This is a genomic window from Microcoleus sp. CZ3-B2, from assembly GCF_036705055.1.
Lineage (GTDB): Bacteria > Cyanobacteriota > Cyanobacteriia > Cyanobacteriales > Microcoleaceae > Microcoleus.
Map to the genome: position 1 here is coordinate 25,989 of NZ_JAUBTN010000019.1, position 22,258 is coordinate 48,246.

At 46.3% G+C, this 22,258-nt stretch carries 16 protein-coding genes; 4 read left to right on the forward strand and 12 right to left on the reverse strand.

The genetic code is table 11. The annotated features are described in order from the left end of the window. Positions 1-119: 119 nt before the first annotated feature. The 3 genes from QUA97_RS11270 to QUA97_RS11280 all read right to left on the reverse strand — a co-directional run bounded on the left by QUA97_RS11270 (position 120) and on the right by QUA97_RS11280 (position 4,257). Complete coding sequence (locus QUA97_RS11270; RefSeq protein WP_333194638.1) at positions 120-1,937, reverse strand: DUF389 domain-containing protein; 1,818 nt, start codon at positions 1,935-1,937, stop codon at positions 120-122. A gap of 508 nt (positions 1,938-2,445) precedes the next feature. Beyond that, positions 2,446-3,912 carry a glycoside hydrolase family 13 protein gene (locus tag QUA97_RS11275; RefSeq protein WP_194070482.1) on the reverse strand — a complete coding sequence of 489 codons (1,467 nt, stop codon included), beginning with the start codon at positions 3,910-3,912 and terminating at the stop codon, positions 2,446-2,448. A 192-nt stretch (positions 3,913-4,104) separates the two neighbouring features. Beyond that, on the reverse strand, positions 4,105-4,257 hold the full coding sequence (locus tag QUA97_RS11280) for a hypothetical protein (protein WP_194070483.1): 153 nt from the start codon (positions 4,255-4,257) through the stop codon (positions 4,105-4,107). A gap of 608 nt (positions 4,258-4,865) precedes the next feature. Here QUA97_RS11280 and QUA97_RS11285 point away from each other — a divergent pair. From QUA97_RS11285 to QUA97_RS11295, 3 genes are all read left to right on the forward strand, one after another. Further along, positions 4,866-6,155, forward strand: a complete 1,290-nt coding sequence (locus QUA97_RS11285; RefSeq protein WP_194070484.1) for a glucose-1-phosphate adenylyltransferase — start codon at positions 4,866-4,868, stop codon at positions 6,153-6,155. 1,160 nt (positions 6,156-7,315) lie between these two features. Then, complete coding sequence (locus tag QUA97_RS11290) at positions 7,316-7,600, forward strand: hypothetical protein (RefSeq protein ID WP_333194639.1); 285 nt, start codon at positions 7,316-7,318, stop codon at positions 7,598-7,600. 133 nt (positions 7,601-7,733) lie between these two features. After that, positions 7,734-8,747: a DnaJ C-terminal domain-containing protein gene (locus QUA97_RS11295; protein WP_194070486.1), complete on the forward strand. Its 1,014-nt coding sequence runs from the start codon at positions 7,734-7,736 to the stop codon at positions 8,745-8,747. A gap of 165 nt (positions 8,748-8,912) precedes the next feature. On the opposite strand, the gene QUA97_RS11300 is transcribed toward QUA97_RS11295, so the two are convergent. From QUA97_RS11300 to psb35, 6 genes are all read right to left on the reverse strand, one after another. Next, a complete protein-coding gene (locus QUA97_RS11300) occupies positions 8,913-9,185 on the reverse strand; it encodes a DUF1816 domain-containing protein (RefSeq protein WP_194070487.1) in 273 nt (90 codons plus the stop codon). Between the two features lie 264 nt (positions 9,186-9,449). Continuing rightward, on the reverse strand, positions 9,450-9,740 hold the full coding sequence (locus tag QUA97_RS11305; protein ID WP_333194640.1) for a DUF1816 domain-containing protein: 291 nt from the start codon (positions 9,738-9,740) through the stop codon (positions 9,450-9,452). 469 nt (positions 9,741-10,209) lie between these two features. Further along, entirely contained in the window at positions 10,210-10,965 is a 756-nt protein-coding gene (locus tag QUA97_RS11310; RefSeq protein ID WP_333194641.1) for an LmeA family phospholipid-binding protein, read from the reverse strand. Between the two features lie 127 nt (positions 10,966-11,092). Next, positions 11,093-11,686, reverse strand: coding sequence for a pentapeptide repeat-containing protein (locus tag QUA97_RS11315; RefSeq protein WP_194070490.1), 594 nt, complete (start codon positions 11,684-11,686; stop codon positions 11,093-11,095). Between the two features lie 213 nt (positions 11,687-11,899). Beyond that, the gene (locus QUA97_RS11320; protein ID WP_194070491.1) at positions 11,900-13,312 is read right to left on the reverse strand and encodes an HD domain-containing phosphohydrolase; all 1,413 of its coding nucleotides are present in this window, start codon (positions 13,310-13,312) and stop codon (positions 11,900-11,902) included. 300 nt (positions 13,313-13,612) lie between these two features. Next, positions 13,613-13,807, reverse strand: a complete 195-nt coding sequence (gene psb35 / locus QUA97_RS11325; RefSeq protein ID WP_194070492.1) for a photosystem II assembly protein Psb35 — start codon at positions 13,805-13,807, stop codon at positions 13,613-13,615. 136 nt (positions 13,808-13,943) lie between these two features. On the opposite strand from psb35, the gene QUA97_RS11330 reads away from it, so the two are divergent. Beyond that, complete coding sequence (locus QUA97_RS11330; RefSeq protein ID WP_333194642.1) at positions 13,944-17,021, forward strand: glycerol-3-phosphate acyltransferase; 3,078 nt, start codon at positions 13,944-13,946, stop codon at positions 17,019-17,021. Between the two features lie 168 nt (positions 17,022-17,189). Here the strand turns inward: QUA97_RS11330 and QUA97_RS11335 are convergent, their stop codons facing one another. The 3 genes from QUA97_RS11335 to QUA97_RS11345 all read right to left on the reverse strand — a co-directional run bounded on the left by QUA97_RS11335 (position 17,190) and on the right by QUA97_RS11345 (position 22,206). Then, the gene (locus QUA97_RS11335; RefSeq protein WP_333194643.1) at positions 17,190-18,917 is read right to left on the reverse strand and encodes a chemotaxis protein CheB; all 1,728 of its coding nucleotides are present in this window, start codon (positions 18,915-18,917) and stop codon (positions 17,190-17,192) included. 464 nt (positions 18,918-19,381) lie between these two features. Then, positions 19,382-20,602 (reverse strand): ABC transporter permease, encoded by a 1,221-nt coding sequence (locus QUA97_RS11340; protein ID WP_194070495.1) that lies wholly within the window; start codon positions 20,600-20,602, stop codon positions 19,382-19,384. 386 nt (positions 20,603-20,988) lie between these two features. Then, a complete protein-coding gene (locus QUA97_RS11345) occupies positions 20,989-22,206 on the reverse strand; it encodes an ABC transporter permease (RefSeq protein ID WP_194070155.1) in 1,218 nt (405 codons plus the stop codon). Positions 22,207-22,258 lie beyond the last annotated feature (52 nt).

The window sequence follows — 22,258 nt, forward strand, 5'->3', positions numbered from 1 at the left end:
ATCGGATTGCATATAGCAATCCTAAATGATTTTCTGTAGGGACACGGCAGTGCCGTGTCCCTACAGATGGGTTTTGGGGAAATCACATTCCGTCTTTTCGACACTGGTGTTAAAAACAGTCAGCGTGTCACTCCTCCTTCAACTGCATCCTGCTGAACAGAAGGTGAGGAATTTTGGGGCGGTTTTTTGAGAACTGTTTTTAACTGGACAATTGGTTGAGTTGCAGTTGCAGTTTTAGTAATATAGCGATCGGGCCCAAGTTGCCATTTTGTTTGTAGGTAATTGCGGATTGCTTGCGATCGCTTTTGGGCGGGCGATCCAACTTCAGATGGCGCTTGACCGGAACTCATTTCAATCTGCAATTTAGGATTTTGCTGTACCGTCTTACCCAGTCGATCGAGCAATTGAACTTGATTTGCCGCAATTTGAGCTTGATTTAACGCAAAAGTAACCGTTCCAGCAACCGGCGCAATCCGATTGAAATTGACCTGCGCTGTAGGGTAATTTAATTGACTGCGGATATCCTCCACCAGCAGCGCTTGTCCGTCGCGATCGAGATCCCGCGGACTAAAGTAAGCAATCTGAATCCTTAACGGCGTCAGCGGGCTAGTAATCGCCTGATAACTCATCAATTGAGCCGGTAGGGGCAAAATCAGGGAGTCGAGGGCAGACTCCACAGCCGTCAAAAAACTCGATTGCAATTCCGCAACCGTCGGAGGAGGCTCCGGCTTGATTGTTTCTGAAACCTTTGTTGGTAACAGCTCGTTAGAAGCTATGGGAATTTGAATCAAATTCAGAGCAATTGACTCCAACGGCCTCCCGAGTTTCGCTGACAGCAATTGCTTGTATTGCTCTCGTTCCGCTTCCGTGTAAACCTTGCTAGTAACTACCTGAAGTTGAGCAACTAATTTACGCTTTTGTTCTCGAAATGAAAGTTGACTGATGTACGATCGCACCTTACCATCAGGAAAGTTACCAAAGTTTTTTTGCCAGATTTCTGTAGCGTTATTACGCAGTTCATTTTCTTGCTGCTTGCGAGAGATTTCGTCACTAAGTTGATTGTAAGATTGATACAGAGGAATCGAAGTCAATAAAATAGTCATCAAAATCAGCAGCAGGCGACTTGGCAAACTACCGATGCGCTTCAATCGTTCCGACGCCGGAATTCGCTCGACCAAAGACTGCATCCAAATACTTTCTCCATTGCTTTCCCGCCACAAACGCACTCGCTCGCGCACGGGAAAACTATCAATATGCAGAACCAAAAACACCAGCATCGCCATAAACGTAATAGCGACTAAGTTGGTAAAAAACAGCAGCCCTCCCCCCCGCGCCACCGCCAAACCGCTTCCGGGACTCAGACTCACCGCCATCCCAATCCCGTAACCCACCACACACAGCGGCGGCATCAACGCCACCGCGATAGAAACCCCCGGAATAGAGGTAACAACCCCCTTAGCCTCCTTGCAAATAGCCACCGCCCCCACAGCTCCAGAAAACAGCGCAATCACTAAATCCAGCAAATTTGGCTGAGTTCTGGCCAGAATTTCGCTGGTCATTTCCTTAAACGGCAAAATCAATACCAACACCACCGCAAAGGAAATAGCCAGCGTGCAGCTCAAAATTAAATTAACGAGGGCCCGCAGCGCCAAAATCGCATCCCCAGCAGCTAAAGCCAGCCCGTTTGCCAAAATACTCCCCATTAAAGGTGAAATCAGCATCGCGCCAATGATTACGGCCGGACTATTCAACACCAATCCCAGGGTAGCTATCCCAGCAGAAAATAAAACTTGAATCCAATAGCTCGCATCGGTCAGCGTTACGGATTGAGCAATGTCCAAGTAGACTTGTTCTTTGCGAAGGTTGCTCACCCCCAAATTTTGAGCAAACCAGCGGCTCAACCGAGAGAACTGCGCTAATATCTTTAGGCGCTGCATTACATATCCTGAGAAACAATAAATATTTTTTACCAACCTAGTGTAGTGCATTGATGCCTATCTTTGTGGTGGCAGCATCAATAAGAGGCAGTTTGTGTAGCTTGGGTTGAGAGAAACTGAGATATTGCACTATTTTCTCTAAGCTGATAAAAACCGGAAATAAAACCAAAAATATAAGTTTTTATCCTAGATTTTTAATCCTATAGCAATCCTAAATCATTATCACGTGCGGCGAACATAAATGTGATTTCCCCAAAATCCATCTGTAGGGACACGGCAGTGCCGTGTCCGGGAGACGGCAATGCCGTGTCCCTACAGACAATCATTTAGGATTGCTATATTCCCGGTTTTTGCTGGTTGTGCAATATGTCAGGAAGCACGAATCCTACATTTCACTTCGCCCAACAATATCATCAGTTCAGAAATCGAGTTTTCGACTTCAATATTTAGTTTTCACTCACAGATTAGGTCAAAAATCCAGTTGCTTTGGTTTCAAAGGTCTAAAGGACTAATTAGCAGTACCGATAATTAAACCCGATCGCGCGGGCAGATTCAACACTAACTTCCTAGTTTCTCCCTCACCTTCCCAAACAAACTCACCCTTGCCAAACAGCAATTTATCGTGAGGAAATTTCAAACTGGGAGTCTCAAAATTTACCTTTACCTCTTGAGTTGCCACATTCACCGCCACAATTATTTCTTCATCCTCCAAAATTCGCGCAAAGACGTAGACCGTGCCTTCAGCAAACAGGATTTTGTAAGTCCCTGTGCGGAGGGCGGCGTATTTGTGGCGCAAAGCTATCAACTGTTTGTGGTAATCTAAAACATCTAGTTCCCAGTGATCTTTTAAGGGAAAACTGCGGCGAGAATCTGGATCTAGAGCGCCCGGTAAACCAACTTCATCACCGTAATAAATGCTGGGAGCTCCGGCATAAGTTAACAGCAGCAAAGTCGCAATTTCGACACTAGAGCGATCGTCTCCAGCAATTGACAGCAACCTCGCAGTATCGTGACTGGCTAACAAATTTAGTTGAGTTAGCTGTATTTCCCACGGATATAATTCCAAAACTTTCTGAATCTTCTCGCCGTACTGCTTGGCAAACAGCGCCGGATAGGGGTAATAAGAACGACCTTCTAATTGGTTCATATCTACCCGATCGCCCGCAGCAAAAGCAATAGTCGGTGCCGCAAACAGATAATTCATCACGCCGTCAAATTGACTGCCATCGAGCCATTCTCTCGCATCTTCCCAGACTTCGCCGACAATGTAAGCTTCTGGATTAACAGCTTTCACTCTGTCTCGAAATTCCTGCCAAAATCCTTCTGTTTTAATTTCAAAAGGAACGTCCAGCCGCCAGCCGTCAATGCCGAATTTAATCCAATATTCGGCGACTTCCATAATATACTCTCGCACTTCAGGATTGTCGTGATTGAACACGGGCAGCGCTCGATTGCCGTCCCAACCGAGATAATTAGCTGGGAAATTGCCGTCGTAGGGGGATAGCGGCCAGCCTTCAACTTGAAACCAATCTAGCCAAGGAGAATGGGGGCCATTTTCCAGGATGTCATGGAAGAAGAAAAAGCCGCGGCTGGCGTGGTTGAATACGCCGTCTAGGACAATTTTGATATTGCGATCGTGGGCTGCGTCTAGAAGTTCTTTAAACGCTGGATTGCCGCCCAACATCGGATCTACTTGGTAGTAGTCGTGGGTGTGGTAGCGGTGGTTACTGGCCGACTGAAAAATGGGGGTAAAGTAAATGGCATTAATGCCTAAATCTTGCAAGTAATCTAGCTGTTCCATAACGCCCCACAAGTCGCCTCCTTTGTAGCTTTGGAGGGTAGGGATTTTGTGCCATTCTTCCCACATGAAGTTTTGCAGGAGGCGCTTGCGGGGTTGTTTGCTTTTGGCAAAGCGATCGGGGAATATTTGGTAGAATACGGCGTGTTTAACCCAGTCGGGGGTTTGAATTTGCATACAATTTTCCTAGCTTGCTATGGCTTAGGCTACAGTAGCAGAGGTTTCTAGGGAATCTAGCTTTTGGTAGAGAATATACACTCGATCGAGTTTTGTCGATCGACCGATCGTAAAATATCACACAAATTTGCCGTCCATCGGAGATTTCTCACTGATTTTATCTCAGATATCGATCGTCCCGACTCAGGTGTGTCATTGGTCATCAGTCATCAGTGGTGTGTCGCTGGCTGTGGGTGCAACGTCATCAGTCAAAGGCTGGAACCATACCAAAGGGCGATCGATCCTGGATGGATAAATTGCCACAAAGCCAGAATTAACAACAGAAAAATTGTAATTAACAGCCAAAACCCCGAACCTTATTCTGTCGTTAAACTTCCCTTATTTATCGATGGGTATTTTAACTCAAACCTCAAAATTTTTTTAAATATCCATGATTGATGGATGAGTATTTTAACTCACAACTCAACACTCATATAGCAATTCGAGCAACAGATGAGGTATCGATCCCTCAAGCCCTCAATCTCTCAATCCCCCAATCTAAAACTTGTACGCTCGCGACTTGTGAGCCAGCGTAGCCGAAGGGAGTCGAAGTATCTAAAATCTCAACTTCTCACCTTTTTGAAAAAGGCTACAACTATAGTCCCGCAGGCACTCCAACTCTCATAAACCTCGTTTTTTTCACTCCTATAGAACCTACGTAAAAAAATCGGTTTCTTGGAAAATAGTTGCTAATCCGAGAGATGCTCGATCGATAAACCTGGTATTTTTGCCTAGCCTGCGTCCTGGACTGTCTTATCGAGCGTAGGAACAAAGTATTTTGATTAAAAATCCCTGTTTCACCACCAGTGACTGAACTCAAAACTCAAAACTTCCTTGCTCCCCCCCCTTGTCAAGAAGCCCTCACCATTAGACACTGAACTTGGAGAGTTAATCGACCCTAGGGAGAAAGTTCCTTGAAAAAAGTCTTAGCCATCATCCTCGGTGGCGGTGTCGGCACCCGCCTTTACCCCCTAACAAAACTGCGAGCCAAACCCGCAGTTCCCCTGGCCGGCAAATATCGCCTCATCGATATTCCTGTCAGCAATTGCATCAATTCCGAAATACTCAAAATCTACGTTCTCACCCAATTCAATTCGGCATCCCTCAACCGCCACATCTCTCGTACCTACCAGTTTTCTGGCTTCAGCGAGGGATTTGTCGAGGTGCTCGCCGCCCAGCAAACCCAGGAAAATGCCAACTGGTTCCAAGGGACAGCAGACGCAGTTCGCCAATATCTCTCGCTACTAGAACAGTGGGACGTTGACGAATTCTTGATTCTCTCAGGCGACCACCTCTACCGCATGGACTACCAGAAGTTTGTGGAGAGACACCGCGAAACCAAGGCCGATATCACCCTCTCGGTTTTGCCGATGGACGAGAAGCGGGCGTCGGATTTTGGTTTGATGAAAATCGACGGAAGCGGCCGCGTTGTTTCTTTCAGCGAAAAGCCAAAAGGCGATGCGCTCAAACAAATGCAGGTGGATACTACTAAACTGGGACTGACAGCGCAGCAGGCTCAGGAAAGTCCTTACATTGCTTCGATGGGGATTTATCTGTTTAAAAAAGAAGTTTTGATTAAACTTCTGAAAGAATCTCCAAACCAAACTGATTTTGGCAAAGAAATTATTCCGAATTCTTCAAAAAACCATAACGTTCAAGCTTATTTGTTTGACGATTACTGGGAAGATATCGGAACGATTGAGGCTTTTTATGATGCTAACTTGGCTCTTACTAAACAGCCTAAGCCTCCTTTCAGTTTCTACGATGAAAATGCGCCGATTTACACTCGCCCGCGTTTCTTGCCGCCGACTAAGCTTTTAGATACTCACATCACTGAATCGATTATTGCTGAAGGCTGCATTCTCAAAAGTTGCCGGATCGATCATTCTGTGCTGGGAGTTCGATCGCGCATTGAAGCTGGATGTACGATTCAAGATACCCTGGTTATGGGTGCTGACTTCTACGAACCCGACGCCGAACGGCATTCGAGTTTAGACAATGGCGGTGTCGCCCTCGGTATCGGTGCGGATACTACAATTCGCCGCGCGATTGTGGATAAAAATACCCGCATCGGCCGCAACGTTCAAATAATTAATAAAGACCGAGTGGAAGAATCCAACCGCGAAAACCAAGGTTTTTACATCCGCAGCGGCATTGTCGTAGTCCTGAAAAACGCCACGATTCCTGATGGAACTATCATTTAGTTATTAGTCATTAGTCATTAGTGGTCAGCGCTCAATTTTTTGATTTAAAATCAGCCACCTGAAAGTCAGGTGACTGATGATAAATAACTAAATTAGTGACCGATTACCAATGACCGATGACTGATAACTGATAACTGATGACTCAAGGGATTTTTTTTTTTAGTTCATTATTAATTGCAACTGCTGATACCAGGTGGTCGCAATACTTGGCTTGATTTAAAGCACCGGGTTTTAATATGGTACTGTCTCTGTTACAGCCTTTCTCAAAAGAGTGAAAAATCAGTCGATTTTAGATTGGGATGGAGGGATTAAGAGATTGAGGAATCGATATTGCCTATGAGAACTCGAACTGTTATACAGGGCGTTGTGAGACTGATATGTTCGATCGCCTGCGTCTGGCGGATGGCTTCTGATTCTTATATTTGCGATCGTAGCACGACTGACAAACGCGCTGCCCGTTTCTGAGCAACACACAAATCTCCGAACGATCTTTCCAGTCGTCGCAGCAGCCACAAGGCCAACTTAGCAAATAATTCATCATGTCAATACCCTAGTAGCGTCAAAAGCTTATTGATATATACTATCCTATCTTAATTTTTTTGAAAGTGTGTACTCTAGTTAACAAATGAGGAAAAGATTATCTTATATTTTTGTGATTTAAGTCAATGAAGAAAGTGTCAAAATAAGATATAGCGTTTCTCAAAAAGGTGATAAGTTAGTCGCTTTTAGATACTTCGGCTCCCTTCGGCTACGCGAGCGTACAAGTTTTAGATTTTAGATGGAATAGTTTGTGATTGTCGATTTTCGATTGGGGAATTGAGGAATTGAGGGATTTTAGATTTTAGATACTTCGGCTTCGCTTAGCACAAGTTTTAGATTTTAGATTGAGGAATTGGGGATTGAGGGATTGGGGGATTGGGGAATCTATGGATTTTAGATGAAGCGATTGAGGGATTGAGGGATTTTTTATGGGGGGATTGAGGACTCGATCGCTCAATACTTCATATTTCGCTCAAACTGCTATAGTATAGCATCGGTACGGTTAGGGAAAAATGTCTCGCAAGGTTGTTGAATTTGGGCGCGCTTTAGGGTAAAGTACACTCACAATTTACGCTGCAAATTCTCCGAAACTTCCCGATCGGAACCTATTAGGATTGGGATTGCTTGAAAAGCTAGAGAAACAAAAGTGCGATCGCACCCTGCACCGCAAAAAACAGCAAAAAGAGCGATCGCCCGCGCCAATCTACCCTCATACAGAACTCGCACCAACTAGCCAGCAGCAGCTATCCGAGGCTCGCATCAAGGGCGGCGGGACTATCGGGCGCGCGGGCTACACCAAAATCAAGGGAGGCGCACAACGGCTAAAAACCTTAAATAGCAGCCAGGTGCGGAAATTGCGATGTCCCGTAAGCAACAACCGAACTCGATCGAGTCCCAACCTTTGATAACCTATAATTTAAATCAGATGCAGCAGGCAGTTTTTACCCTAAGCATCAAACTAACTTGCCATCTTGCTAATTAGGGATTTATTTTTTCTAACAACTAACAACTAACAACTAATAAAGAGAGGATTGCTTAATGGCTGCAACAGATTTTAAAGACTATTACGCTATTTTGGGACTCAACAAAACCGCCACTTCAGACGAAATGAAAAAAACTTTTCGCAAACTAGCGCGAAAATATCACCCGGACATGAACCCCGGAAACAAAGAAGCCGAAGCTCGTTTTAAAGAAGTAAACGAAGCTTACGAAGTGCTCTCAGACCCAGAAAAACGCAAAAAATACGACCAATACGGTCAATACTGGAAACAAGCGGCTACAACTGGCGGCGGATGGCCCGGCGGAAACAGTACAAATGTAGACTTTGGCGGCGTTGACTTCAGCCAGTACGGCAGTTTTGACGAATTTATCAATGCCTTGCTCGGCCGCGCGGCTGGTGGCAGTGCTGGTGCTGGTCGCAACGGTCAGTGGAATTACAGCACCTACCGCGGCGGCACCGGCGGGCCGGGCGGTTTTGGGGGATTTGAAGATTTCGCGGGGTACGAAAACCGCAGCGCAGGAAGCTCTCTCGATACCGAGGTGACGATTTCCCTAACTTTGGGGGAAGCGTTTCGCGGCACTTCTAAGCGAGTCGCCACGGGCGAAGTTTCGATTCCTGCGGGTGTGAAAACCGGCAGCAAAATTAGGGTGAAAGGCAAAGGTCAAGTTGACCCGTACACGAAGCAGCAGGGAGATTTGTACCTCAAATTAGAAGTTTTGCCTCACGCTTTTTTCCAGTTTGAGGGAGAGAATTTAATTTGCGAAGTGCCGATAACTCCCGATGAAGCGGTGTTGGGAGCTTCGATTGAAGTGCCTGCGCCTGAAGGTACGATAGTGGTAAAATTTCCAGCCGGGATGCGTTCTGGCCAGTCTTTGCGGTTGCGAGGTAAAGGATGGCCGAAACCGAAGAAGGATGAACGCACTGATTTGTTGGTCAAAATTGCGATCGTTCCGCCCAAGGAACTCAGCGCCCTAGAGCGCGAATGCTATGAAAAAATCCAGGCCAATCGCACTTTTAATCCCCGAAGCAATTTAAGCCAAGCGCTACTTTGAAACAACCTGCATTGCGCGTACCAGACAACGCCAAGAAGGAAAGCGAGTCATCTGTGGGGTTGAGGGGGGTTTGCAAATATCGTGGATCTGAAGTTATCGATATTGGTGAACCCGTTGTGCATTGGATGCAAGCTCGATCTATTCATACTCGATCGTTCCACTTTCTCAAGACTCATCGCTAGCTGTTAGCTGACTGGGTTGGCTACCTTCTTGGATTTTAATGCTAATGTTTTTAGCTCCTTTTTTCTCCAAATCTTTGATGTAGCCGTTGGTGTTATGAGAAGCTTCATCTTTGCTTTCGTAGGGGCCAAAATAATAGGTGCGCTTGGGCAAATCTGTGTCAACTTCCACCCACCACTGGCGACTTCTAGCACCCATCGGTTGAGTTAGTATCCAGAAAGCAGCAACGTACATACCTAATAGATAAAGTCCGAACATAGTAGCTATCCCTGAAGTTAAGTAGTTTGTAATGTTCTTAAGCTACCAGGAAAAATAGATTGATCGGATCGTCCTATATGCTGATTTAGCTCTGGTAATTGTTGAGGGTAAATGCTGGTTAATATCTGCATTTTGGTGGAGAATAGTTTGAGGTTTCGGCGATGTAAGTCGTTGCAACACGTACAAATTCTACTCCCAGCGGACTAGGAGAAGATAATGTTTATATTATTGTTGAGGTTTCAGTTAACTCAACATTCAAAAGTTTTAAGCTGCGATACTCTCTGAAAATTCATCTTCGTCAATGGTGAGAGCTGAAGGCTGACACCGTTTGATGCGGATGCTTACTCTTTTGGCTCCTTCGCTTTCCAAATCTTCGAGATAGCCCGGAGTATGACTGGAGGCTTCTTGGTCGGTGTCGAAGGGGCCAAAATAATAGGTACAGCGAGGCAAATCTGTGACGATTTCTACCCACCATTTTTCGGGTCTGCGGGAGTTGGGCGCAGCAAGCACGGACAAGACTACGATGTAGATACAAAATAAATAAAATCCGAGCATTTTTCCTCTTTTGGGGTTATTTATTTTCTATTGGGCTTATGCTGATGAACTGGGTTTTTAGGATACGTTAGAGGTTGCAGAGTATCTCTCAAGAAACGGGGTTTCTCTTGTCCTGCGCGCAAGTCTTGTTATAAATTTACCAAGGCAATTTGTGCGATCGCCTCGATCTAAGTGCTGATTTTGAGGTGAGATATAAAATCCTAGGGAATAAGCTATTTTGTATTTAATTTTAAGCTCGATCGCGCTATAAATTGTCACGAGAGTTTAAATATCGAGTAGCTGGCAATTTAGATGCGCGACAGATGGGTTCGGGAAATATGCCGAAATGTAGAGTGACTTTACGCTAGCACCGCCACAGCTTGAAAAACTGTGGCTAAAATAGCAAAACCCGCCGCGGCGGGTTGTTTTGTTAAGCTATAAAATTATTCCAACAAATCTGATTTGTCGGCCCGCATCAGGAGGCTGAGGTTTAACGCTTGCCTTTGGGGAACTGTTCGATGCCAGCCCAACCGTAAAAAACTAGCTCGTCGTTTTGAACTCGGCAGCGGTCTACTCGTAATTGAGTGCCTTCTAAGGCAAATTTGTCTAAATCTAGCAAGTTATTTACGTGGGCAATTATAGCTTGACCCAAGTCTACTGCTTGCTGGTCGCCTCCGTATGTAACGCTGACAAATTGGATTTTGCGTCGGTCTTCTACTTGCAATTGAGCTGTAATATCTATGTTGACTGGTTCGCTGGAATTGCCGATCGCAATTTCGGACTGCAGCCTAATTGATTTGTCTGTTCCGAAGCTGACTTCTGTGTTTTGAAAGTGCAGAGATTGCTCTTGATATTTCAGCTTCTGGAGTTTTTCAACTACAAAAGGTGTGTTGAATGAGGTGGTTAAATCCGATCGACTTAAGACTACTCGCATATTTGCCTGGGTAGGCTGCCGCAATTTCACGCTTCCTGCAAAAATCGCCCCAAAATCAATGGAGAGTGCTTGCAGGTAGAGTTCCATCACTTCTATGCGAAGGCCGTTGTACATCAACATACCTTTGCCAATGAAGTCGAAACCATCGATGCTTCCCTGCAATAGTTTGGCTACTGGTTCGACTCGGATGTTGGCATCGGCCTTTTCCGAACTTTTGAATAAGGCCGCGATCGCAGCTCCTGCTACTTTGCTGACAAGGCGATCGCCACTTTGACCTTGAAAGGATGTACCGCTAAACAAAGCTGCTACCATTTATGCGTTTGCTGATCTAATGTCGCTATTATAACCTCCCATTAAGAAATGTTAAAATAGCTTGTGCTTATTCACTTTATAAGTTGATCTTGTTTTTGATCTGCCTAGAAAGGAATATATTTGAAATTTAAGGACTCAGCGGGGTGCCTTGGAGACAGGCGCGATCGAGCAAAGCTCCATCCCATATGGTTTGTTCGATCGCAGCACAGAGCAAATTAGCCCCCGTCAGGTTAGCCCCGCGGAGTACGGCTCCATTCAAGATGGCTTCTTCCAAATCAGCACCGGACAAATCAGCACCGGACAAATTAGCATGGCTCAAATCGGCAGATTGCAAAATTGCCCGAACCAAAGCTGCGCCGCGCAAATCGGCACCACGCAAATCGACACCGCTCAAATCCAAATTGCCGATCGCAGCGCCTGTCAAAAAAGCACCCCCAAAACTTGCCTCGCGCACTAAAGCATTAGCAAAGGAAGCTCCGCGCAAATCGGCATTCCGAAAATCTGCGCCCCGCAAATCTGCGCCACTCAAGTCAGCGCCGCGGAGGTTTGCTCGCAATACGGCCCGCTGCAAGTTAGCGCCGGCGAGATTAGCTCCTGCTAAGTTGGCTTGAGACAAGTCGGCACCAGCGAGAGCGGCCCCTCCTAAGTCTGTGCCGGCTAAATCTCTGCCGGCCAACATATAAACTTTGCCTTTGCGTATAGCTTCGAGGTCGTTAGTCATTAGTTTTTGGTCAGTTGTCAGTTGTCAGTTGGCAGTTGGCAGTTGGCAGTTGTCAGTTGGCAGTTGGCAGTTGTCAGTTGGCAGTTGGCAGTTGGCAGTTGTCTGTTGTTACCAATAACAAATAACAAATAACCAATAACAAATAACCAATAACCAATAACCAATAACAAATAACCAATAACTACTAACTAAAAACTAATTCCCGCCATCATTTTATAACACCGGAGCGGCTGCGGTGGTTCGATCGCCCAAATCTTCCAACCAGACATTCGGCAGTTGGCTGGGGCGATTCGGCAACTGCATCAAACCCATTTCGGCTAACCTGACGACGTTGCTGAGAGTTTCCACCAAAGCCGGATCGAAGCGAAGGCCGCACAGTTGTCGGCACTCTTCCAAAGCTTCCGCCAAACTCAAAGCCGGACGATCGCCCCGTGGTTGAGTCAATTCTTGAAAATAAGCGACCAACCCCAAAATCCGCGCAGCAATCGGTATCTCTTCGCCTCGCAAACCCTCTGGCCTGCCGCTGCCGTCCCAATATTCGAGTTTGTGCTTGACAATTTCTGCTACAGGTGCTAGTTCCGGCATGGCTTGCAGCAATTGGGAACCGATAAAACTGCGATCGCGCCAAAATGAGAAAGTTGATTGGTCAAAAGCATCGGGAGTGCGATCGAACACCTCATTTGGCGCGGAAACCAAGCCGATTCTAAACAGCAATCCGGCCAGCCGCAGCCTCCGCAACTGCAAAGCCGGCAAATCCAGCAGTTGACCCAAAGTTTCCGACAAAGCCGCCACCTGCAAAGAAGCTGTGGGATTTGAAGTATCGCGTTCGTCCACGCGCTGCGCCATCCGCAGAAAAGCTTGAAGTTTGTTGGCGTTCAAATTGCGGCTGACGCGCAAAGCTTGACCTTCCAATTCCCACAAATCGCGGGTTTGGCGGTTAATTGCTACCATTTGTTGCTGAGAACTTTGCAGGTAAGTGACGATCCGCGATACTACGCCGCTAATATCTGCCAAGGGCGGGCCTTTGGTGGCAAGAATCGATCGGTAAATTTCCTGCAAACTGTCGGCTAGGGGAGAATTATAATGTCGTGTCTGTTCTATAAAAATTTCTGCAGAGGCTGACACTAAGGACTGGTCAAAGGACCACAAACCGTAGAACTTTCGTTCTGTATCAACTTCTGGCTTGCCCTCTGGCAAATATTCTTCGCTGGAAAGTTCGCGGCAAAGCACCATTGCTTTGTATGTCGGGGCGAGGATGATCAGATTCCATTCTTCGATGATGGGGTCGTTTTCATCGAGATTTATTAAAGATACATTTTCTAATTGCCCGGTTTTGTGTGTAGCGAAACCGCTGTCGGCTACTGCACCGATGACAACGCGCCGAGAGGCGTTAGCAATATCCAGGTAGCGATCGGCTTCCTGTAAATACCATTTACCCTGCTGAAACGTCACCAAAACTAGGGGTTTGAGTTCGAGTTCGTCCCCGCTGCTGGTTTGCAAGATGTGGTCTTCTAGGGCGTGACACAGGGCTACTAGGGTGTTTTTGAAGTAAACCCCGTAGCTAGAAGGCAGTTTTCCGTCGGGAAGTGTAGCTTGTAGTCTGGCGAGAGTTGATTCTGGATTCATTGCAAAAGGCGGTGCCGGCTCTTATTTATTGTAGCGGGCGATCGAGTTTTTTTAGCATTTTTTCTCATTCCCAGGCTCTCAACTGCGGCGCATCTAATTGTAACAATCTTATTTTTCTAAACTTTTGTGGGTGGGATTTGAGTAGCGCCCAAAAAGTTAAATTTAAACTGGCAATTTCAGGAACCCGGTTTCTTGCGTGATTTATCGTCAGTCAACGCAAAACTCGTAGAAACCGGGTTTTTAGCGACATATCGATCGGCAATGAAACTGTCGCTACGTCTTGTCTGAATAAACTTTGTTTTACTTATCTTTTGTCCCCGAAACCTCCGCAATTAAATTATCTTTATCAACTTTCGGAACAAAATCAGGGCGTTCTTTGGATTCCCAGCCGGGGGGACGCTTGGAGTTGTACCACGCAATGGAGCCGATACTAACCGCGGCCACAAATCCAACACCAAGAACTGAGATGGGAATAATTAGGTTGCTTTCTACCATTAGGTTAAAATCCTTATTTACTTTACTTCTTTATCATTTTATGTGCTTTGGGCGATCGCGCAATATATCTGAAGGCTGAAAAAGTGAGTGCATTGCAGCCATAATACTTAGATATGGGAATTTGGGGGCTGATTTTATGTCGCTGTTGACAATGGCATTGCTGTTAGCTGCCAGTTTTGCCCTCGGTGCTTTGCCGCTTACTAGCTGGGTGGTGCGACTGGTGGGCGGCGGTGATTTGAGGCGGTTGGGCACGGGAAATGTTGGTGTTTCGGCTGCTTTCATTCACGGCGGGAAATTGGCGGGGATTGCTGCGGTGTTCGCGGAAGTTGGCCGGGGTATTTTACCGGTTTTGGCGGGCAGATTTTACTTCCCGGATGCACCGGAAATTGCGATCGCCCTGTTGATTTCTCTAGTCGCGGGCAGATATGCGATCGCCGGAGGTGGAGGTGTCACTAATGCCGTTTGGGGTCTTTTGGTATTTTCGCCGCCGGTGGCTGTCTCGTCGGGTATCTGGGGGCTGCTGGTGTGGGGTTTGGCACAGCGGTGGTGGGCGAAGGGCGATCGGGCGAGACTCTTTGCTTCCCGCTGCGGCTGTCTGTGCACTCCTCTCTGGGTTTGGGTGTGGCGGCAATCTTTGCCCGAATTTTTAGCAGCAGCAGGATTAGCTTTGTTGTTAGTGGCGATTAATATCCGTCAGGGTGATGATATGGCTTTATCTAAATCGGAACAATTGTTTTCTCTAGATGACTCGCTGGATGCTGCAATCTGCGGCGATAAAGCTGCTAAGTTGTCTCAGCTAAAACGCGCTGGTTTTAATGTTCCTAATGGCTGGATTTTGCCATCGAAGGAAGAAGGCAGTTCGGCAGCGGATTTTGTAGCGGATGTAGCGGATGTAAGAAAGAGGGAAGAGGGCAGTTCGGCAGCGGATTTTGTAGCGGATGTAACGGATGTTAAGAATAGGAAAATAGGCCGAGGAAATAATCGGAAGTGCGATCGCCCTTCAATCAGTAATTCTGTCATCCAAAACCTCAAAGCGAAAATCCCAAACCGCATAATTGTGCGCTCTTCGGCTGCGGGAGAAGATGGTGATTTTAGTTCCGCCGCCGGACAATATCAAACCATCGGCCCTGTTTTGACTGAAGCAGAATTGCTCGACGGCATTAATTGCTGCCGCCAGTCTTATTGGACTTCCGAAGCTGTGGCTTACCGCCGCCAGCGACAACTCCCCGACACTCAAATGGCTGTCTTGATTCAGCCTTATATTGAAAGCCAAATTGCCGGAGTTATGTTCAGTCGCAATCCTTTAGATGGCGGTTCCCAAATCATTATTGAAGCTTTGCCAGCAGGTGCTGCATCTGTTGTCGGCGGGCAAGTTACTCCGGTTCATTTGGAAGTTGATTTTAGCCAAGTTGAAACTTTAGAAGAAAATTTAAGCGCCCTAGAATTTAGTTCAATTCTTGATAAATCTATTGTATCAGAATTAGTCAAACAAGCGCAAGCCATCGAAGCTTTTTTTCACGGCATCCCGCAGGATATTGAGTGGAGTTGGGACGGGGAAAAAGTTTGGATTTTGCAAAGCCGCCCGATTACCAATTTGCAGCCGTTTTGGACGCGGACTATTGCGGCAGAAGTGATTCCCGGTGCAATTCGCCCGCTAACTTGGTCGATTAATCGGCCGCTGACTTGTGGGGTTTGGGGAGAGATTTTTCAGGTGGTTTTGGGCGATCGCGCTGCTAATCTAAATTTTAATGAAACAGCAACTTTGCTTGGTTCCCACGCCTATTTTAATGCGACTTTGTTGGGCGAAATTTTTCGGATGATGGGATTGCCGGAACAGGGTTTGGAATTTTTGCTCAGAGGGCAGAAGATCGGTAAACCGCCTTTGGGGAAGATTTTGCCTTCTTTGCCCGGTTTGTGGCGTTTGGTGCAGCGGGAGAGGTCGCTAAATGCAGATTTTGAGGGCGATCGTACTTCTATTTTTATCCCCGCGCTGCAAAGTCTGGAGAAGTCAGTTGGCAGTTGGCAGTTGGCAGTTGGCAATAGTAACAATGCCCAATGCCCAATGCCCAATGCCCGATGCCCGATTCCCAATTATCAATATTTGTCGGAGTTGTTAGAGAGAGCAGAGCAAATTCAGGAGTGGCTGAAACCGATTACTTATTACAATATATTAGGGCCGATCGGGCTGGCTATTCGCAAGGCAATTTTTCGCGTTCCCGATGAATGGTTGGACAATGGTAATGCACCGGAAATTGCTTCGGTGCGGGCTTTGCAGCAGTTAGCAAAAAAGTTGCGGGAAGCTGCGAGTTCGCAGTCAAACGAGACTATTTCAACGGCACAACTAACGCAGATATTTGCTGAAAGTTCGGCGCTGCAAGCAGAATTTGCAGAGTGGCTTGATACTTACGGATATTTGAGCGAAGTGGGGACGGATATTGCTGTTGCTACTTGGCGCGAACAACCGGAAATTTACCAAAAGTTAATCGTAACTATGGCTCAAAAATCTGCTGTAACTAATTTAGATGAAAGTCGAAAGTTGGGTTTGAGTTTTTGGCAGAAATGGCGATTGGATAAATGTCAGGAAAGAACTACAGTCAAAAATGAAATTAGCCAAGTTTACGCCCGGTTGTTGGCTGATTTGCGCTGGACTTTTTTGGAGATTGAGGCTTGCGGATTGGTAATGGAAGTATTTGCGGAAGCTGGGGATATTTTTTATCTGGAATTTGGGGAGATTCAGCAGTGGATTCGCAGTGGCGCGAGTGTTGGTTTTCAGGATACCATTAGCCAAAGGCGCGATCGCCTGTTAGCCGATCGCGATCGCCCGATTCCTGCTGTAGTCTACGGCAATTTGCTGCCAAATTCTCGGCAAAGGTCGATCGACTCAGCAACATCCGCAACTGGCATTATGCAGGGAATCCCCGCAAGTATCGGCTGCGTCGAAGGTTTTATCAAGATTTGCCGCACCGCCACCACAGATTTAGGCGAAAGTGCGATCGTTGTCGTACCCTACACCGATGCAGGTTGGGCACCCCTGCTGTTAGGAGCAACAGCAATTATATCTGAAGTGGGTGGCCAATTGTCTCACGGAGCAATCATCGCTCGCGAGTACAAAATTCCCGCAGTTATGAATATTGCAGAAGCTACAACTCGCCTGCGAGACGGTCAAAAAGTGCGGGTAGACGGATATCTCGGCACTGTAGAATTGCTGGAATAAACGAAACGAAAAATGTAAAAACTTATGCCTGCGGTACGGGCAGGTTTTGCCAAAAATAATTGCCTAAAACCCATAATCTAGTAAATGCGCCCCGCCACATAAAAAAGCCGTTTATTCACTATCATGCAAGATATCCGCCCTACAAACCGCTCTCAAATTGCCTCTTTCCTAAAGTAAGAAATTCTGGACAACATAATTCCCCAAACTTCTACCAGAACTCAAACCATCTAGGTTAGCACTCATGAAATGGATGCCTCCGTAAAGGCGGCTCATCCCCGATTCGTCAGCAGCTTCGGCAAAGTTTTCAAAAGTTCGCAAACTGTTGACAGATTTATCTCCCTTGTCCGCAAAGCCGTAATCCGAACCGAATACAGCATTCAGAACAGGCTCTGCCGCACCGCTAAAGGTACTGTGGCCCGACGTGTACTCAGGGAACGGCGGAGTTACCAGCAGCGGAGTCCACAGGGGGTCGGCTGTCGTGTTGGGGTTGTTGTCTCTGTCAGCTTCGCGGATAGCTGTCACCGGCCGCCACAAATTGTACTTGTACTTGGTATCCCAAGAGACAACAGCAGCATCGGCGAGGGCAAAATTTAGCAGGGCGAACAACCGGGCGTTATCTTCCAGAGAGTTACCCGCCAGGGCGGCTGCATCTTCGGCGATTTGGTTCCAGTGGCCCGGAGGCGTAAAAGTACCTGCACCGTTGGCCCAGAAGTTGGCGATCGCAGTTTGATCTGGGGTGCGCGTGAGACTGTCACTTTTGCCGATTTCTTTGACGAAGTTAACTTCCTCTGCGTACTTGGCGCTGTCAAGGGCGGGGGGGCCCTCTGTGCGAAACTGAGAACCGCTAGTCATAGCAAAGGGAGTAACGCCGGGCCACTGCGGCGCCAGCCCTACAGCAAAAGCGGGGGGAGTCGGCGTCCAGAGACCGGGCTCGGTTGAGGGGGTGTACGGCACTTCTGTCTTTGTGCCGTCTGTACTCCGCAAAGTGATAATTTGGTCGGCCACCTGTTGTCCGAGGGCGATGCCGTCTTCTTTAGATTTACCGTCAGGAATTTTGGCTAAAGACGATGCGTATGCTTCGTTGAATGTGGCTGCTTGGGCTGGGTAGAGGCTGACTAAGACGCGGAGGGCAGCGGCTGCTGTGGCTGCTTCTGGTGATGTGCCTGCTGGTGCATCGATGCTGATCCGGTAAGGGCTGTATTTTTTGGTGATGGAGTTAACAGAGTCGTAAACGGCTGCCTGAACCATTGCCATGTTGCGGGAGGCCAAAGGAGGCGGGCTGTTGCCTGTCCGCACTGCATTCAGCATGACTCCGTTCCAATCGAGGATGGGGTTTCCCGATAATTGAGTTGTGAAGTTGGATCGGTCGATCGTGCTGCTGTTGACTCCTGGCAATACTGCTAAATATTCGCCCGTGAGTTTGTCTTGAATTACCGTGCTGTTGCTGTTAGCGTCTGTGCCTTGCTTGATGTCTAAGTCGTCAAATGTGAGGCCGTCTAGCAATCGAATTTTGTCGCTGCCACTGCCGAAGTCTGTGATGTAGTCGGCTGTTGCTACCGTTGGGCCGCCGCTGCCTTTAGCAATAGCAAATATATCATCGCCTGTGCCACCGGTCATTGTATCGCTACCCGCACCGCCGTAAATGATATCGTTGCCGGAGTCGCCCAAAATTAGGTCGCTGCCTTTGCCTCCCCAGAGAATGTCATCGTCTGCACCGCCGGAAATCGTATCGTTGCCTCGATCGCCGCAGATTTTGTCTTTGCCTGCATCGCCTTGGAGATAGTCGTCTCCGCTGTTGGCATAAATTATGTCGTTGCCATCCAAGGCGTTAATTCTGTCTGGTTCTGAAGTTCCTTCGAGATAGTCGAATTTAGCAGTACCGGTAAGAGAAACCATTGGTATTTATGGGATATTGTTGGTTAAGTAATAGCAAAGACTCACAGTACAGATAAATGATCGCATCTGTTCGCTTCTGATTTATCTTATGATATTTTGCGCTTACTACGTAAATACCCTGACTTCAACTTTATGAAATCTTTAATGTTTAACTTATTTTTATAAATTTTGGGAATTCTTTGTAAGTAAGTCGGTGGGGAAAAACACAACTGTGTTAAGAAAGATAAATGAGGCTAAAACCCCCATCCCTCCTGCATTCTGTCTCCTGACTCCTGCCTCATCCCAACTACAAATATTTACGCCTTTCTACTTACACAAAAGTACCTAATTTGTTCTAATTATTTACAATCTTACTGGCGTTTTTAATATTTTTTTAAGTTATCTACATGGTGAGAATCAAAGTATAAAATAACCGTAATTAATCCGGTATTTACTTAAGCACAATATATATATGCGATTATTTTTTAAGCACTTCTCAATGCTGCGATCGGGTCGAGTTTTGATGCCTGACGCGCCGGGACAACGCCGAAAAACAGACCTACAGTGCCGGATACGCTGACAGCAAGGGCGATCGCCACGGGTGAAATGCCAGCTTGCAGGGGCGTGAAATTACCTACAAGCAAAATACCGCCCACACCTACGCAAGTACCTACTATCCCTCCGGCAGCGGATAAAATTATAGCTTCGACGATAAATTGAAACAGGATATCTTGTTGCGAAGCCCCGATCGCCTTTCTCAGCCCGATTTCTTGAGTCCGCTCGCTCACAGATACTAGCATAATGTTCATAATCCCAATTCCGCCTACTAACAAAGAAATACTAGCAACAGCAGTTAGCATCAGTGTCAGAGCCCCGGAAATCGCACCCATTGTCGCCATTAAATCTTTCTGATTTCTGACAGTAAAGTCATCTTCTGTGGTAATCTTGTGCCGCAGTCTCAGCAAGTTTTCTACCTGAAATTGAGCCGCGTCCATTTTCGACTCATCTTGAATAGAAATAAACAGCGAGGTGACAGCTAAACCGTAGGGAGATTTCCGCCCGACAATGCGGTTGGCCATTGTGGCGATCGGCACAACAGCCGAGTTATCATAATTCGTACCAAAAGATGTGCCTTTGGATGCCAATACTCCAATCACTTTCATGCTGACATCTTTGACTCGTACTTGTTCGCCGAGGGGGTTAGCATTGTCAAACAATTTCTCGGCCAATTCTGAACCTAACACTACAACTTGATTGTTTTGCTTAACATCGAGTTCCGTCAAAAATCGCCCTTTAGCCATTTCAAAATTTCTGACAGTGAGAAATTCTGGAATTGTGCCAAAAATTAGAGACGAAACATTTTTGTTGCTGTAGCGAACAATCTCCGAACTGTTGAGTTCTGCTGAAACACCTTGCACCGACGAGACTTGAGTGGCGATCGCCTTAGCATCCTCTACTATCAATGTTTGAGGCGCGCTGGCGATCGAACTTCGCCTAGCATTGGGCACTCCCGGCCTCACTATCAATACATTTGTACCCAGGGATTGAACTTGTCCTGCTACAAATTTTTGTGCTCCCTCTCCAATTCCAATCATCGCAATTACCGAAGCATTTCCGACAATCATCCCAATCATCGTTAAACTGCTGCGAGTTTTGTTTGCTACCAATGTTTGACCCGCCATTTTAACGCTTTCAATAAAATTCATACTTTGTTATTTGTTATTTGTTATTTGTTATTTGTTATTGGTTATTTGTTGTTTGTTGTTTGTTATTGGTTATTGGTTATTGGTTATTGGTTATTTGTTGTTTGTTGTTTGTTGTTTGTCATTTGTCATTTGTTATTGGGCATCGGGCATCGGGCATCGGGCATCGGGCATTGTAATTGAAACCCACAAATAACCAATGACTAATGACTAATGACTAATGACTACTGACTAATGACTAATGACTAATGACTAATGACTACTGACTAATGACTAATGACTAATGACTACTGACTAATGACTAATGACTAATGACTAATGACTAATGACTACTGACTACTGACTAATGACTACTGACTACTGACTAATGACTACTGACTAATGACTAATTAAGCACTTCTCAATGCGACAATCGGGTCTAATTTAGCAGCTTGTTTTGCAGGTACGATGCCGAAAAATAAGCCGATACTGCCAGAAACACCGACTGCAAGGGCGATCGCCACTGGAGACACGCTAGCTTGCAAAGGAGTGAAAGCAGACACCAAAAGCACACCGCCGATACCGAATCCAGTGCCGATCGCACCACCAGCAGCCGACAAAATCACAGCCTCAATCATAAACTGAATCAAGATATCCTGTCCTGAAGCACCGATCGCCTTTCTCAGTCCAATTTCCTTCGTGCGTTCCGTCACAGAAACCAGCATAATATTCATAATCCCGATGCCGCCCACAAACAGCGAAATTGCCGCCACAAAAGCCAACATCAGAGTCAAAGCACCAGTAATGCTGCCCAAAGTCTTCATTAAATCTTTCTGATTTCGGACAGTAAAATCATCCTCTTTAGTAATTTTATGACGCAATCTGAGCAGATTCTCTATTTGAAATTGAGCCGCCTGCATCATAGCTTCATCTTTGATTGAAACCGAAATAAATGTTACTTTAGTACCGTAAGGAGACGATCTACCTACGATCAAATTTGCCATTGTTGTCAGCGGCAAATAAACATTCATATCTTGATTGTCGCCAAAACTTGAACCCTTGGACTGCATCACACCAATCACTTGAAAAGTCGAATTTTTGATGCGGATGTATTGACCGATCGGCTGTGTATTGCCAAATAATTGTTCTGCTGCTTCCGATCCTAAAGCAACCACATTTTCTTGTCTTTCTAAATCTAATTTGCTTAAAAATCTACCTTTGGCAACATCAAAGCTTCTGACTGTCAGAAATTCTGGGTTGGTTCCGACAATGGAAGATGAGACGTTTTTATTGCGGTAAGTAACGAGTTGACTATCATTGAGAGTTGGTGAAACTTCTTGGACGGAAGGAACTTGAGATGCGATCGCCTCTGCATCTTCCAACACCAAAGTCTGAGGCGGAATCACCGGACGACTTTGGGCTTCAGGACTTCCGGGAATGATAAATAGCAAATTTGAACCCAGAGAGTTAACTTGTCCCGCAATAAACGTCTGAGCTCCTTCGCCGATACCAATCATCGAAATTACAGAGGCATTACCAATAATAATTCCTAACATCGTCAAGCTGCTGCGGAGTTTGTTTGCCGTCAAAGTTGTGACAGCCATTTTGACACTTTCAAGAATATCCATAAGTCGATTTTGGATTTTAGATTTTAGGTTTTAGATTGGCTGTTGACTGTTG

Coding starts and splice junctions, on each gene's coding strand:
- QUA97_RS11315 (WP_194070490.1), bottom strand. CDS start 11,686: ATGACTAACGACCTCGAAGCTATACGCAAAGGCAAAGTTTATATGTTG.
- QUA97_RS11335 (WP_333194643.1), bottom strand. CDS start 18,917: ATGGTTTCTCTTACCGGTACTGCTAAATTCGACTATCTCGAAGGAACT.
- QUA97_RS11310 (WP_333194641.1), bottom strand. CDS start 10,965: ATGGTAGCAGCTTTGTTTAGCGGTACATCCTTTCAAGGTCAAAGTGGC.
- QUA97_RS11295 (WP_194070486.1), top strand. CDS start 7,734: ATGGCTGCAACAGATTTTAAAGACTATTACGCTATTTTGGGACTCAAC.
- QUA97_RS11340 (WP_194070495.1), bottom strand. CDS start 20,602: ATGAATTTTATTGAAAGCGTTAAAATGGCGGGTCAAACATTGGTAGCA.
- QUA97_RS11300 (WP_194070487.1), bottom strand. CDS start 9,185: ATGTTCGGACTTTATCTATTAGGTATGTACGTTGCTGCTTTCTGGATA.
- QUA97_RS11270 (WP_333194638.1), bottom strand. CDS start 1,937: ATGCAGCGCCTAAAGATATTAGCGCAGTTCTCTCGGTTGAGCCGCTGG.
- QUA97_RS11275 (WP_194070482.1), bottom strand. CDS start 3,912: ATGCAAATTCAAACCCCCGACTGGGTTAAACACGCCGTATTCTACCAA.
- QUA97_RS11320 (WP_194070491.1), bottom strand. CDS start 13,312: ATGAATCCAGAATCAACTCTCGCCAGACTACAAGCTACACTTCCCGAC.
- QUA97_RS11345 (WP_194070155.1), bottom strand. CDS start 22,206: ATGGATATTCTTGAAAGTGTCAAAATGGCTGTCACAACTTTGACGGCA.
- psb35 (WP_194070492.1), bottom strand. CDS start 13,807: ATGGTAGAAAGCAACCTAATTATTCCCATCTCAGTTCTTGGTGTTGGA.
- QUA97_RS11330 (WP_333194642.1), top strand. CDS start 13,944: ATGTCGCTGTTGACAATGGCATTGCTGTTAGCTGCCAGTTTTGCCCTC.
- QUA97_RS11305 (WP_333194640.1), bottom strand. CDS start 9,740: ATGCTCGGATTTTATTTATTTTGTATCTACATCGTAGTCTTGTCCGTG.